Raw genomic sequence first — 13547 nt, forward strand, 5'->3', positions numbered from 1 at the left:
GGGACGGGTCACAGCCAGTACCACTCGATCCTGGCCTTCGCCCGCCGGTCGGCGAGGAAGGCGGTGAAGGCGGCCCTTCCCGCCGCGGCCAGTGTCGGCCTGTCGGGGCGCGCGGGGTCGCGGCGCCGTACGGCTCCGAACAGGAATCCGTCCCGGTGGGGCACCGGACCGGTGGCCTCGCCCTCACCCAGCTCGCGCAGCGGGGCGGGCAGTTCGGACGCCGACCGGTCGGCCACGTGGACGGTGAGGTCCCCGACCGGCCGGGCGACCGCCTCCCCGAGCGCGGCGAAGGGGTCGTCGCGCCCGGCCAGCTCCGTCAGCCGCTCCTCGGAGCCGGTCGCCCACACCGCCGAGACCCGGTCGAACTCCGTGGCGTGCTCCGCGAAGTAGGCCTCGGCCGACTCGGCCTCCTTACGGGCACGGAAACCGCGCATCTTGGCCAGCGAGTGCAGGTGGTTGTCGTAGGCGCCGGGTGTCAGGCCGACCTCTTCGAGCCAACGCAGCATGTCGGCGCGGCTGTGCAGGCCGCGATGCCTGCGGAAGTCGTCGGAGGCCCGCTGGAGCTCCTCCTGGGAGGGGGCCGGCTCCTGCCAGCTCTCCAGGATGAGGAGGCAGTAGTCGATGAGGTCGTCGTGCACGGTCCGGTCGCGGTCGGCGAGCGCCTTCAGCGTGAACAGGGCGGTCTGTACGGAGAGCTGCTGGCCGTCCACGGACAGCACGTTGCTCGCGGCCCAGTGCGTGGAGTGCTCGGCCGTCCACGGGACGCCGTCCTCGGCGGGGGCGGTGATGGCGACGCAGCCTCCGTCGGGGTGGTCGAGGACCAGGTCGTAGTCGACGATCGGGGTGCCGGGCCGTACGTCGACCACGAGCTGGGCCAGGCTCTCGGGGTGGGCCGCGCGCCACGCGGCGACCCTCTCCCGGGCGTCCGGTACGGCCTCACGCCTGCGCGGCAGCTCGCGCAGCAGTTCGACGGCCCCGGCGAGCGTCTCGGGGAACCCGCTCATGCCGGGACTCCCTGCCGGGTCGGCCCGTCCGTCCCGACGGCGGGTTCTCCGGCGGCGAGCCAGTCGGCGATCGCCCTGGAGACGGGCAGGTCGGTGAACTCCTCGATCCATCCCCACTGTCCGTTGGGGTTGAGTTCCAGATACACGTACTCGCCTTCCGGGGTGAGGATCACATCGATGCAGCCGAAAGCCAGGTCCAGGGAACGGACCAGTTCGACGCAGCGCCGTTCCATGTCCTTGGGCAGGTCGTGGACGGCGTACTTGGAGAAGTGGCCTTCGTAGTGCCGGTAGTCGTGGCGGGTCGCCTTCGAGCCCTGGGAGTGGATCTCGGCGGTGAAGACCTGGTCGCCCACGACGGTGATCCGCAGCTCCACGGCCTTGTCCACGTAGGGCTGCAGGATCACGGGGGCGTGGGCCAGGCGGTGCCTGCCGGTGAGATGCCGCCGGGAGACCGGGGTCGTGTAGAAGTTGTGGCCCATGCCGTCGATCCCGAACTCCACGAACTCGACCTCCTTGGCGATCATCCGGCCCTCCGTCTCCTCCCAGACCTCGATGAGTCCTTCGGGGCTGTTGGTGACGGTCGTCTCCGGGACGGTGAAACCGAGTTCGGCGGCGGCGGCGAGGTTGAGCAGCTTGTTCTGGGTGCGGAGCACGTCGGCGGTGCGGGCGGGGAACCAGCGCGTGTCCAGGGTGTCCTCCCACCCGTTGAGGTGGAAGCGCGCGATCTTCCGGACGTAGTCGCGGTGCGTCTCGTCCGTCACGACGTCCGCCGCCCTGGGCAGGGAGGGCCTGCGGTTCCAGACGGCGCTGAAGAGGGAGAAGTCGTACTCGGTGCCGTTCGTCACCAGGGTGTGCCGCCACCGCCCGCCGGTCAGGCGCGAGGTGATCCGGCTCTCGGTGGGATAGTCGCCCGGGTCCCACCAGAGCGTTTCGATTCCTCGCTCGGTGAGTTCGGGCAGGACCAGGTTGACCGCGAGGTCTTCTTTTCTGCTGATTACCAGGATCACGGGTTTCTCCGCGGGAAGCGGATGGTGCCCGTGCACCCGTACGGGCACCATCCATTTACTTTCAGGAAATGTCGGGCAGCGGGTCGCCCTGGGTGCCGTTGCCCAGCGAAGAGGCGTACCTCGGGGTCGGGGGCGTCATCGGCGGCCGACCGCCGACCACGGCGCCCAGTACCTCGTCAGAGACCTCGGCGGAGCCGTCCAGGTCATCGATACGAACAGTCATTCCACACCTCCATCGGTTTCTCGCTTCAACGAGACCGATCCTTCATCCGGCCCCTTGGCGAGGACTTGTAGGCAGCTTGGATCTTTCCTGGAAGGAAATCCGGATATCGGCCAGGAAGTATGGGAGCCGCTCACGGTCCTCGCCGCCGACGCCCGAGAGGGGGCAGCCGACATATGAGGGGAAAAGTGATGAAAGGGTGCAGAAATCCGGAAAAGTCCGGAAAGGGCGTCAGGGCATGTGGACGACGCGCAGGAAGGCGGGCAGCAGCCAGGGGCGGGGGCCGCCGATCGCCACCCGGCCGCTGAGCAGGGCCCTCAGCTTGCCGATGCGGCCGAACATCATCAGGTTGAAGACCGCCGGGTCGAAGGTCACCCGCACGTCCGGCCGGCGCCCCGGCTCCCCGAGCGTCACCCGCCCGTCGCGCAGGACCATCGTCACGGTGGTGATGTACGGCGAGCGGAACTCGACCGCGATCGGGCGTTCCGAGCGGGGCTGGCCGGTCTCCAGCAGCCGTCCCGAGCCGTGGCGGACGACCCCGGCCATGAACAGCTCGATGAAGAAGGCCGCGTCCGCGGAGGAGATCCGCCACGTCATGCCAAGGGCGCGTCCCATGTCGTGGCCGTGCAGCAGCAGTTCGTTGAGCAGGTGGGCGATGATCCCGGCGACCGGGACGCGGGAGCCGCCGAGCCAGGAGACCGGCAGCGTGGGGTCGAGGTCCTCGGTCGAGGCGAGCAGGACGTCGATGTGGGTGTTCAGCAGTTCGGCGAGCCTGCGCGGGTCGCGTTCGGTGAAGTCGCGCAGCGTCAGCTCGTTGAAGTCGTCGATGTCGTCGACGCTGATGTCGTCCAGCCGCCCGTCCAGGGAGGGGAACGGGTTGGGCACCTCCGCGGGCCGTACCAGGGAGGTGTAGAGCCAGGCGACGACGGTCAGATGGGCGGCGGTCTCGGAGACCGACCAGCCGGGGGTCACCTCCGTGCGGGCGTCGGGCGCCGAGACGACCATCTCGGTGAACCGGTCGCCGACCCGCCTGAGGGAGGAACGTACGGACTTCCACTGGTCATGGGTGATGGGCGCGGCCACGTCTGCCTCCATGTTTTCGCGTGGGGGTTCGTGAAAGGCGTTTCGCGGGCCGGAATGGCGTTTCCCCGGAAGGGAAGCCGATCCGCCTCCACGAGACGGGAGCGGCCGAAAACTCCATCACCGTAACACCCGAACATACGAACCTAATGGTCGATGACGTGGTTTCTCCACCAGGAAGCAGCTATTTCCCGTTTGGGAATGTGGCGCGGCCGGGGAACCCCCGGGATTTCCTCGCCGGAAGGCGCGACGCCCCCGGCGGGGCGCCGCGCCCGTGAACCCGTCAGGGCGTGGGTACGGCCGACCAGTCGCTGAGCTGAATGCTTGAGGGAGGCACGTAGCGCAGGGTCATGTTCGACCCGTCCGGGGCCATGGTGAACAGGCGCCCGCTGTACTGGTAGGCGATCCCGGCGCCGTCGGGGGACCACACCGCCTTGAGCGAACCGCTGTGCAGCAGGGTCTTGCCGGTGCCGTCCGCGTTCATGACCATCAGGCCCGGAGGGGGGCCGAGCTGGTCCTGCCTGTAGACGAGCCGGGTGCCGTCCGGGGACCAGTCCGGACTGCCCGAGCTGTGGAAGGGACCGCCGTGCGGGTTCGCGGTGAGCTGGGTGAGACCGGTGCCGTCGATCTTGACGCGGTAGATGTCGCGGTTGTAGGTGTAGGCGATCTCGGTGCCGTCGGGGGAGTAGGCAGGGCCGCCTCCGCTCGCGACCAGCGTCGCCGGATCGGTGCCGTCGGTGTCGACGGCCTTGATCGCGCCCCCCGAGGTGTAGACGACCCTGGTGCCGTCGGGGGAGACGTCGAGTCCGCCGCGGGTGGCGGCGAGGCCGGGGGCGACCTGGGTGACGCCGGTGCCGTCGGCGTTCATCACGTACACGTCGGCCGGGCCTGTGGAGGCGGAGCCGCGCAGGAAGGCCACGGTGTGGCCGTCGGCGGAGACTCTCGGATCGCTTTCGACGTCGGAGGTCGCGGTGAGCCGGACGGGGTCGGTGCCGTCGGCCTCGACGCTGTAGAGGTCGCTGTCCTGCACGTAGTAGACCCTGCCGTTGACGCCGGGGTAGGCCGCGTGGGCGGGCGGGGCCACGGCGACGCCGGTCGTACAGCAGGCGATGAGCGCGACGGCCAGCCGGGCTGACGGTCGTCGGCGGGTGACCGGGGTCCGGTCGGACAAGGTGGATCTCCTTTCGGTGACCGCCGGTCCGGGGCTGGCGTCCTCGGCACGGCGGGCGGGGGTGACCGGTGGACCTTGACCGAGGGCGGACGGGCGGCGGCCTCCGCGGGTGCCGCCGTGTCGCGCCTGGGTTCCGAGAGGGATGGTCTCTCGTGCTCCGGTGCGGGTCCAGGACGGAGGACGCCGGACGGGCATCAGGGTCGGGCCCAAAACATACTTTCGCTACCTATGTCCAGGTTTCGGATGTTTAGGGATACCGGAACCGCCGGCGGATTGCCATCTTTGCGCAGGTAACACGACAGACCTATTCCAAACGGGTGCTGTCAACATATTCTCCGAAATAGAGCAATTTGGAAGATGCGCAACCCGAATCCGGCGATGATGTTCGCTTTGCGAATTGGTCGTGTTGAATCCGTGTTTTCGGTCGCGCGCACCGGGAGATCGGAGGGTTTTTCGATTGATGGTGGCGTTTTTTTCGGGCCGCCGTATTCGCCTGACCCTGTTCACCGCACTCCATGCTGGAGGTTTGTGCATTGGTATCCCATCACCATCTGGGCACGTCGTTCGGCGCGCCGGCGTCGGACTGGCTGAACGTCATCACTCCGGCTGAGGGGCGACCAGGGCATTACGGCGCCACGTTGTGTGTGGACCAGAACCACCCCTACTTCTTCGACCACCCCCTCGACCACGTCCCGGGCATGTTGCTGGTGACCGGACTGCTCGACCTGCTGCGCGGCCACGCGGTCCTGTCACGGGACCACCGGGTGCGCCTGTCGCTTGAGTTCACCAAGATGTGCGAGCTCGGCCCCGGGGTCGGCCTGTCCGCCGACCCCTCGGACGAGCGGGGGAAGTGGACCGTGCTGGCCCTGCAGGAGGACCGGCCGGTGTGTACGGGCACGATCACCCTCACGGAGGAGCCGAGATCCGAGCCCCGCGAGGAACAGGGCCCCGACGTGTCCGCGGCGCCGATCGAGAAGGGACTCGCGCACCGCGCCGACCCGAGGAACGTGCTGATCGGCGATCCCACGATCTCCCGCGACGGTGAGCGCGCGGGCTCCCACGAGGAGTACGTGGTGCCGCTCGTCTCCCCGCCCGTCGGGCACTTCCTGCTCAGGCACGGCAACGAGCACTACGGCCTTGAGGAGATGATCGAGGCGGGGCGGCAGTTCGCGACCGCCGCCAGTCACCTGGCGCACGAACGGCCCCGCGACGCGGTGATGCTCTGGCTCCGCCTGACCGCGGACCTGCCCGCCGCGCCCCCGCGCGCCGAACGGCTCACGCTGCGCTGGCCGACCCAGCCGCCCCGGGGCAACCGGGGCACCTTCGACCTCACCGTGAGCCGTGGGACGGCGACCGGCCGGGGCGAGCCGATCGGCTCGCTGTCCTACGGCTCCAGAGCCCTCAGCCCCGCCTCCTACCAGAGGATTCGCCAGAACGGAGAACAGGAGTGAGCGGCACCCCCCTCTCACCGGCCACACCCAGGTCGTGGACCGGCTACATCATCCCCGTGCTGTTCCTGTTCGCGGTGACCGCCAACGTCGCGGGACTGGTCGTGCACCTCGGCCGGGCGGGTGAGCCGCCGCACCTGGCCGCCGCCGTCTTCGCCGTGGCCAACCTGGTCTGGGTCGCCCTGGAGACACCCGTCACGTTCCGCAGGCCGTCCGCGCCGCCCCGCGAGGTCGCCACCCTCCTGTTCTACGGGGGCGCCAGGGTCGCCGTGATCGCCGCGGCGCTCCTGGGGCCGTTCCCCTGGCAGGGGCTGAGCCCGCTGGCCGTACTGCCCGCCCTGATGTTCGTCTCCGGGGTCGCGCTGCGGCAGATCGCGATGCGCACGCTCGGGCAGTTCTACTCGCACCACGTGATCCGCCGCGACGACCACGTGATCGTCCGCACCGGGCCGTACCGGGTGGTCCGTCACCCCGCCTACGCGGGCATGCTGCTCGGGCACACCGGGTTGGTGCTGTTCTTCCTCAACCCGTTCAGCGTGGCGCTGCTGGTCGTCCTGGCCCTGGCCATCGCCAGGCGCATCCACGTCGAGGAGCGGGAGCTGCTGGCCATCCCGGCCTACCGCGACTACGCCACCGGCCACCCCCGCGTCGTCCCCGGAGTGTGGTGAACGTGAACCCCCGACCCGACCTCACCTGCGACGAACTGCTCACCACGACCAGGGCCGTACGGCGCGGCCTCGACGAGAGCAGGCCGGTCGACCTGGAGCTGGTCAAGGAGTGCCTGCGCCTGGCCCTGCAGGCCCCCAACGGCTCCAACAAGCAGAACTGGCGCTGGATCGTGCTGACCGACCCCGGCCTGCGGGCCGGGATCGCCGACGTCTACCGCCGCGCCTTCCTCGAACGGATGGCGCCCCTGTTCTCCCGGCTCGACGAACTCGACCCGCGCACGCGACGCATGGCGACCGACGGCCGGGACCTGGCCGAACGGCTCCACCGCATCCCGGTGCTCGTCATCCCCTGCCTCGAACTCGCCGACGGGCACCTGCCGGAGGGCAACCAGGCCGGGCTGTGGGCCTCCCTGCTGCCGGCCATGTGGAGTTACGCGCTGGCCGCGCGCAGCCGGGGCCTGGCCACCACCTGGACCAGTGTCCACCTGGACCGGGAGAAGGAGGCGGCCGAACTGCTCGGCCTGCCGCCGAACGTGCGCCAGGGCGGCCTGCTGCCGACCGCCCACAGCCTCAGGACCGACTTCAGGCCCGGTCCCCGCCTTCCCCTTGAGGAGGTCCTGCACATCGACGGCTGGAACGGCCCGCTCAGAGACGGCCCTCGCGAAGACGGCCCCCTCACAGACGGCCCTCAAGACGGCCCTCGCGGAGACGGCTCAGAGGACGGCCCGGGGAAGGAGCCGAACCCGTGACCCCTGTCCCGGAGCCGCCCGTGCTGCGGGTGGACCTCCACGACGTGACGCGGGTCGGCAACAAGTTCGCCAGGCTGGAGTCGATGCGGCTGGCGGGCCTGCCCGTGCCGCCGCTGTACTGCCTGCCCGCCGAGGCGTTCGACCTGGTCGTGGGGAAGGTCCGTGACGGCCTGCCCGCCGTGCCGCCGCTCGGTGACGCCGGGGCGGTGAAGGCCTGGGGCGAGGCCGCCACGGCGGAGGTGGCCCGGCTGGCCGTCCCCGGCGAGCTGGCCGAGGCGGCGCTGGCCGCCTTCGACGAGGTGATCGGTCCCGACGGGCTGGCGGCCGTACGGGCGTGTGTGGTGCCCGCGGCCGGTCTGACCGGTGAGGACGACGCCGCCGACCCGTTCGCCGGGATGAGCGACAGCTTCCTGTACGTGCCGCGCCGTGACCTGCTCACCAGGATCGTGGGCTGCTGGGCCTCGGCCTACAAGCCGGAGGCCGTGCTGTACCGGCTGCGCGCGGGCGCGGACCCGACGGCGACGCGGGTCGCCGTCGGCGTGCAGCTGATGGTGCCGGGAACCCGCTCCTTCGTCGCCTTCAGCCGCGACCCGCGTGACGGCTCCGCCCGGCACGTGATCGCCGCGGCCCTCGGGATCGGCGAGGGCGTGGTGCAGGAGAAGGCCGACGTGGACCACTTCTTCGTCAGCCACGCCACCGGCGAGGTGACCGAGCGGACGGTCCGCAAGCACCGGATGGTCGGCCCGCCCGGCGAGGACGGCTCAGGAGAACCCGCGCTGCTGGCCGTACCGGACGAGCTGGGCGGGAAACCGGTGCTCGACCGGGAGCGGATCTCCCGGATCGTGGAGGCCCTCACCAGGATCGAACGGCACTTCGGCTGTCCACAGGATGTGGAGGGCACCTTCACCGAGGACGGGCGGCTGTACGTGGTGCAGGCCAGGCCCATGGCGGCGCCCCCCGAGGAGAGACCGCGGACCCGGCAGGTGCTGTGGAGCAACCACAACATCACCGAGAGCTACCCCGGGGTCTCCGGGGCGCTGACCTACTCCCTCGCCCGCGACTTCTACCGGTGGATCTTCACCGACCTGTACCGGCGGATGGGCGTGTCCGAACGTTCGCTGCGCCGCGACAGGCACCACCTGGAGCGGATGGTCGGCATGGTGGACGGGCGGGTCTTCTACCGCCTCGACGCCTGGTACGCCCTGCACGGCAGGCTGCCGGTCTTCGAGTTCGTCAGGGGGTGGTGGGAGCACTCGATGGGGCTGGCCGACGACCCCCGCTCGGTCCCGCCCCGCCCCGGCTGGCCGCTCCGGGCGCTGTGGATCGCCCCCGGTTACCTCCGCAGGGCGCTGCGCCACCCCCGTGACGTGCGCGAGTTCCTGACCTGGTGGGACGGGACCGCCGCCACGGCCCACGAGCGGATCGAGCACGCGGAACCCGCCGAACTGGTCACCTTCTACCGGCGGCTGTGGGCGCAGGTCGCGGTGCGCTGGGGGATCACGCTGACCAACAGCGTCTTCAGCATGACGGTCGCGGGCACCCTCGACCGGCTGCTGCGCCGCTGGGCCGGGCAGGACGGCCGCGCCCTGATGCTCGGCCTGCTGTCCGGCGGCCCGGACAACCGCTCGCTGGCCGCGCTGCGTTCGGCGATCGCGCTGGCCGAACTGGTCGGCGCCAACGGGCCCGCCCGTGAGCGGGTCCTCGCCGCCGAACGGCCCGAGGACGCCAGGCGGGCGTGGGAGGAACTGGTCGAGGGCCGGTACGGCTCCGCGATCGCCGGGGCGGCCGTCGCGCACCTGCGCCGCTACGGCGACCGCGCGGCCGGTGACCTCAAGCTTGAGGAGCCGACCCCCAGGCAACGGCCGTGGATGGTGCTCGACATGGTCCGTCCCTTCGTCAGGCAGGGCCTTACGGTCGCCGCGAGCCGGGCCGAGGAGCTGCGGGTCCGCCGGGAGGCCGAGCGGGAGCTGCGCGAACGCTGCCCGGGGTTGCTGCGCCGTACGGCGTTGCGGCTGCTGGCCGCCGCGATGCGCGGACTGGTCAAGGCGCGGGAGGACACCAGGTTCTGCCGCACCGAGCTGTACGGCCTGTCCCGGGGGGTGCTGTTCCGGCTGGGGGCCGAACTGGCGAAGGCGGGTCACCTCGACCGGGCGGACGACGTGATCGACCTGACCGTGCAGGAGGTCCTCGGCGCCTTCGAGGGCACACTGCCCGGCGCCGACCTGCGTCCGCTGGCCGCGCACCGCAGGAAGGAGCGGGAGTTCAACGAGACCCTGCCCGCCCCGCCGTCGCGCCTGCTCACCGGAGAGGGCCTCGCCAGGGACGTGGGGGCACGGCAGTCGGAGCCCCGGGAGCAGGAGGGAGATCCCCGGCTGCTGCGCGGCCTGGCGTCGAGCGCCGGACTCGTGCGCGCCCGCGCCAAGGTCGTGCCGCACCCCTCGATCCCCCCTGAGGCCTGCCAGGACAGGATCCTCATCGCCAGGGAGACCGACCCCGGGTGGCTGTTCCTGATGAGCGCCGCCAGGGGACTGGTCGTCGAACGCGGCACGCTGCTGTCCCACACCGCCATCACCGGCAGGCTGCTCGGGGTGCCGACCGTCGTCGCGGTCGCGGGCGCGACGACCCGCATCCCCGACGGAGCCCTGATCGAGCTGGACGGGGCCGCGGGGACCGTGCGCGTCCTGGACGAGGCTCCCGAGGAGGGCGAAGGATGATCGGCCGTCTCGGCAGGTACGTGCTGGGCAGCTACCCGCCCGCCTTCTACCTTCCCTACGGGGTGAGCTGGGCCGTCGGCGTCACGGCGCTGTTCGCGCTGGTCGACCCGCGCCTCACCGGCTGGCGTCCCGACGTCGGCGTCGTGGTCGCGGCGCTGACCTTCGCGATCGACCTGCTGCTGATGCGGGCCCTGGACGACATCAGGGACCTCGACTACGACCGCGAGCACAACCCCGGACGGCCGCTGCCGAGCGGCGCCGTCCGGGTGGGTGACCTGGCGGTCCTCATCGCGGTCGGTGTCGTGGTCGTGCTCGCGCTCAACGCGGGCCGGGGGATCGCCCTGGTCGCGCTGGCCGTGCAGCTGGGGTACGCGCTGCTGGTGCTGGCGGCCGACCGGCTGCTCGGGTGGCCGCACGGCGACGACGTGGTGACCGGCCTGCTGGTCAGCTTCCCGGTGCAGATCCTGATCAACCTCTACCTCTACGCCGGGGTGCTGCACCAGACGGGCCTCGGGCCGGACCGGTACGCGGTGCCGGCGCTGCTGACCGCGGCGACCGCGTACCTGCACCTGGAGTTCGCCCGCAAGGTCACCCGTGAGCCACGGCCGGGCGAGCGCAGCTACGTCACGGTGTGGGGGACGGAGCGGACGGCGGTGATCTCGACGGTCAGCGCCGTGGTGTCCGTCGCGGTCGCGCTGGCGTTCATCCGTCCGTGGGAGTCCTCACCGTGGGGCTGGCTGCTCGTGCTCCCGCTGGGCTTCGTCGTCTCCGGCGCCGACGCGTTCTGGCGGCGGCGGGCCGTACGGTGGCCGGTGCTGCCGCCCGCCCTGTTCCTGCTGTCCAGCTTCGTCCTCTATCTGGTCGTGGCTCTGCTCGGAAAGGACGCCGGATGACCCCCCGCCGTTTCCCCTTCCCCGAGGGGCCGGACGCCCGGCCGCCGAAGGAGTACGAGGACCTGCTCGGCCTGCCGGGCCTGCCCGAGGTGACGCTGTCGAACGGCAGGCAGGCGCTGCTGGTCTCCCGGCACGCCGAGGTCAGGGCGGTGCTTTCCGACGACCGGTTCAGCCGGGCCGCCTTCTCCGGGCGGCCGATGTTCGCCCGCACCCCCGAGTCGCTGGCGCTGGCCACCAGCGACCCGCCGGTGCACACCCGCAGGCGGCGGGCCGTACTGCACGCCTTCACCGCGCGCCGGGCCAGGCAGCAGACGCCCTGGCTGCGCGAGGTGGCCGGGGAACTGCTCGACGACCTGGAGAAGGGCGAACGGCCGGTCGACCTGGTCGACGGGTTCACCGTGCCGCTCGCGCTGCGCGTCATCACCGAGATGCTCGGCGTCCCCTGGGCGGACCGGACCAGGCTGCGCCCGCTGGTGGACAGGATGATGTCCGCGGGCCGGTTCGCCCCCGAGGAGGTGGCCGAGGCGCACGCCGAGTCGCGGCGCTACTTCACCGCCCTGGTCGCGGCCAGAGGCGAGGAGATCGCGGCCGGACGGCCCGGGCCCGACCTGCTGACCGAACTGCTGGCCGCGCCGGAGGAGGAACGGCTCAGCGTCGAGGAGATCGTGGTCTTCGGCGCCGGGCTGCTGATGGCGGGCTACGAGACGACCGGCAACCAGCTGGCCATGTGCGTGCTCACGGTCCTCCAGGACCCGGCCCTGGCCGCCCGCCTGCGCGCCGAACCGGACGCGCTCACCCCCGCCGTCGAGGAGATGCTGCGCTGGAACGCGCTCGGTTCGACCGGCGGCGCGCCGCACGTCGCCACCGAGGACGTACGGCTCGGCGAGACCCTGGTGCGCGCGGGCCAGGTGGTGGTGCCGCTGATCGACGCAGCCAACCGGGACCCCGCCGTGTTCACCGAGCCGGGACGGTTCGACCCGGCCCGCGAGGTCAACCCACACCTGGCCTTCGGGCACGGCAGGCACTTCTGTCCCGGCGCCCACCTGGCCAGGGCCGAGATCCACGTCGGCCTCGGAACGCTGCTCGAACGCCTTCCCGGGCTGACGCTCGCCGTACCGGCCGAGGACCTGGTGTGGCGACGCGGCATGTTCATCCGGGGACTGCGGGAGCTTCCGGTCCGCTGGTGAGCCCTCCCCGCCCGGTCGAGGCCGGGCGGGGAACCCGTCAGCGCGGGCCCAGGTTGATCGAGCCGAACACGTCGCCCGCCTGGATCACCGTCCCGTGGATCGTGGCGTCGCCGCCGATGGTGTTGGAGACGTCGTGGCTCTGCCGTACGACCTTGGCCGTCTCCTGTGCCCAGGCGGCCAGCTCATCGGCGAAGGCGGGGTCGGCCGTGGCGCGGTCGATGAGGATGCCGGTGATCTCCTCGGCCCGTCCGGCGGAGCCGCCGGGGGCCGCCTCAAGGGCGGCGACCTCGCCGGAGTCGCCGCCGAAGCGGTTCCTGGCCAGGGTGACCAGCGAGGTCCAGGCGCTCTTGCCCACTTCGCCTGCGGCACCACCGACGAGGGCGGTGACGATCGCGGTGAGTACGGTTGGGTCCATGACGGCGCTCCTGTGCTCTGATCGGCTGCCCGCGGGCGGGATGCCGCCCGCGGGTCGATCATGGCCGAAGACGGGAGCGTCAGGGAATGGGTTTGTCGGGATCGCGGAGTTCGGCCAGCAGCTCGTCCCGGTCGGCCAGCAGGTTCGCCAGGATCCTGCGGGTGGCCACCATCAGGTCGGCCAGGTCGGGGGTCGAGAGCGCGTACACGACGGTCGCCCCGTCACGGGTGGCGTTCACGATCCCGGCGCGGCGCAGTACGGCGAGCTGCTGGGACAGGTTGGAGGCCTCGATGTCGAGTTCGACCAGGAGGTCCCGGACGGGCAGCGGGCCGCGTTGCAGCAGCTCCAGAACCCGGATGCGGAGCGGGTGCCCCAGCGTGCGGAAGAGGTCGGCCTTGACCTGGTAGAGCGGCACGGGCATGATCAGGACGCCCCGTCGGCGTGTGCCCGCGGCCTGGCCGCGAACGCGTTGACGCCGCCCACTTCTCGTGGACCGATGACCTCCTGCTGGATCCAATCGAGGAACACAAGACACTTATAATCTGGCAAATTGCATAATTGTTCAAATCGTCAGGTTTCTAGGTAGGATGAGGCCGTGTTCTGTTCCCCAACGCCGCTCGGCAGACCCGATCCCGGTCGATACGAGGATGGGGTAGGGCGTCGCTGGGTACAGGTACCGGCGAACACAGCCTGACCTGCCGCGCCAGGCTGGATTCGCCGGCGACGCGACGGTGACAGTAGGTCAGCACGGCCGTGTGAGGGAGTACAGCCAATGGGGCGGGGTCGAGCCAAGGCGAAGCAGACGAAGGTGGCGCGCGAGCTGAAGTACAGCAGCCACGGGATTGACTTCAACCGGCTGCGCGAGGAACTCAGCGCGACCGGGGGCTCTGCGAAGGAGGACCGGACGGAAGAGCCCGTGGAGGAGCTTCCCAACCGGTAGGTTCCCCGCGCCGGATCGCCGAGCCGTACGGTGCCGGTGAAGCCACACGAG

Annotated in this window: 14 protein-coding genes; 7 read left to right on the top strand and 7 right to left on the bottom strand. The window is 71.1% G+C overall.

The features are described 5' to 3' along the window. Positions 1-8: 8 nt before the first annotated feature. The 5 genes from ACFYY8_RS13290 to ACFYY8_RS13310 form a co-directional block, all read right to left on the bottom strand. Complete coding sequence (locus ACFYY8_RS13290; protein ID WP_390040322.1) at positions 9-1004, bottom strand: TIGR04500 family putative peptide maturation system protein; 996 nt, start codon at positions 1002-1004, stop codon at positions 9-11. Further along, entirely contained in the window at positions 1001-2011 is a 1011-nt protein-coding gene (locus tag ACFYY8_RS13295) for an MvdC/MvdD family ATP grasp protein (protein ID WP_390040324.1), read from the bottom strand. The genes ACFYY8_RS13290 and ACFYY8_RS13295 overlap by 4 nt, the downstream gene beginning before the upstream one ends. A 61-nt stretch (positions 2012-2072) precedes the next feature. Continuing rightward, on the bottom strand, positions 2073-2234 hold the full coding sequence (locus ACFYY8_RS13300) for a hypothetical protein (protein WP_362911318.1): 162 nt from the start codon (positions 2232-2234) through the stop codon (positions 2073-2075). Positions 2235-2462: 228 nt separating this feature from the next. Next, positions 2463-3314: a maleylpyruvate isomerase N-terminal domain-containing protein gene (locus tag ACFYY8_RS13305; protein ID WP_390040327.1), complete on the bottom strand. Its 852-nt coding sequence runs from the start codon at positions 3312-3314 to the stop codon at positions 2463-2465. Positions 3315-3594: 280 nt separating this feature from the next. Next, on the bottom strand, positions 3595-4482 hold the full coding sequence (locus ACFYY8_RS13310; RefSeq protein WP_390040329.1) for a TolB family protein: 888 nt from the start codon (positions 4480-4482) through the stop codon (positions 3595-3597). 515 nt (positions 4483-4997) lie between these two features. Here ACFYY8_RS13310 and ACFYY8_RS13315 point away from each other — a divergent pair. From ACFYY8_RS13315 to ACFYY8_RS13340, 6 genes are read left to right on the top strand one after another with little or no spacing between them, the layout of a single operon-like run. Beyond that, positions 4998-5933 carry an AfsA-related hotdog domain-containing protein gene (locus ACFYY8_RS13315; protein WP_390040331.1) on the top strand — a complete coding sequence of 312 codons (936 nt, stop codon included), beginning with the start codon at positions 4998-5000 and terminating at the stop codon, positions 5931-5933. Then, positions 5930-6598, top strand: coding sequence for a methyltransferase family protein (locus tag ACFYY8_RS13320; RefSeq protein WP_390040333.1), 669 nt, complete (start codon positions 5930-5932; stop codon positions 6596-6598). Before ACFYY8_RS13315 ends, ACFYY8_RS13320 begins: the two co-directional genes overlap by 4 nt. 2 nt (positions 6599-6600) lie before the next feature. Beyond that, positions 6601-7347 carry a nitroreductase family protein gene (locus tag ACFYY8_RS13325; RefSeq protein WP_390040335.1) on the top strand — a complete coding sequence of 249 codons (747 nt, stop codon included), beginning with the start codon at positions 6601-6603 and terminating at the stop codon, positions 7345-7347. Continuing rightward, complete coding sequence (locus tag ACFYY8_RS13330) at positions 7344-10061, top strand: PEP/pyruvate-binding domain-containing protein (RefSeq protein ID WP_390040337.1); 2718 nt, start codon at positions 7344-7346, stop codon at positions 10059-10061. The genes ACFYY8_RS13325 and ACFYY8_RS13330 overlap by 4 nt, the downstream gene beginning before the upstream one ends. Beyond that, positions 10058-10954: a hypothetical protein gene (locus tag ACFYY8_RS13335; RefSeq protein WP_390040339.1), complete on the top strand. Its 897-nt coding sequence runs from the start codon at positions 10058-10060 to the stop codon at positions 10952-10954. The genes ACFYY8_RS13330 and ACFYY8_RS13335 overlap by 4 nt, the downstream gene beginning before the upstream one ends. Beyond that, complete coding sequence (locus ACFYY8_RS13340) at positions 10951-12141, top strand: cytochrome P450 (protein WP_390040341.1); 1191 nt, start codon at positions 10951-10953, stop codon at positions 12139-12141. Before ACFYY8_RS13335 ends, ACFYY8_RS13340 begins: the two co-directional genes overlap by 4 nt. Positions 12142-12178: 37 nt before the next feature. Here the strand turns inward: ACFYY8_RS13340 and ACFYY8_RS13345 are convergent, their stop codons facing one another. Together ACFYY8_RS13345 and ACFYY8_RS13350 are read right to left on the bottom strand one after the other, a co-directional pair. Continuing rightward, complete coding sequence (locus ACFYY8_RS13345) at positions 12179-12556, bottom strand: hypothetical protein (protein WP_390040343.1); 378 nt, start codon at positions 12554-12556, stop codon at positions 12179-12181. Positions 12557-12635: 79 nt separating this feature from the next. Continuing rightward, a complete protein-coding gene (locus ACFYY8_RS13350) occupies positions 12636-12977 on the bottom strand; it encodes an ArsR/SmtB family transcription factor (RefSeq protein WP_390040345.1) in 342 nt (113 codons plus the stop codon). A 351-nt stretch (positions 12978-13328) separates the two neighbouring features. Here ACFYY8_RS13350 and ACFYY8_RS13355 point away from each other — a divergent pair, with 351 nt between their 5' ends. Further along, positions 13329-13496 (top strand): DUF3073 domain-containing protein, encoded by a 168-nt coding sequence (locus tag ACFYY8_RS13355; RefSeq protein WP_352015836.1) that lies wholly within the window; start codon positions 13329-13331, stop codon positions 13494-13496. Positions 13497-13547 lie beyond the last annotated feature (51 nt).

It is taken from the genome of Streptosporangium sp. NPDC001559 (assembly GCF_042893955.1).
Lineage (GTDB): Bacteria > Actinomycetota > Actinomycetes > Streptosporangiales > Streptosporangiaceae > Streptosporangium.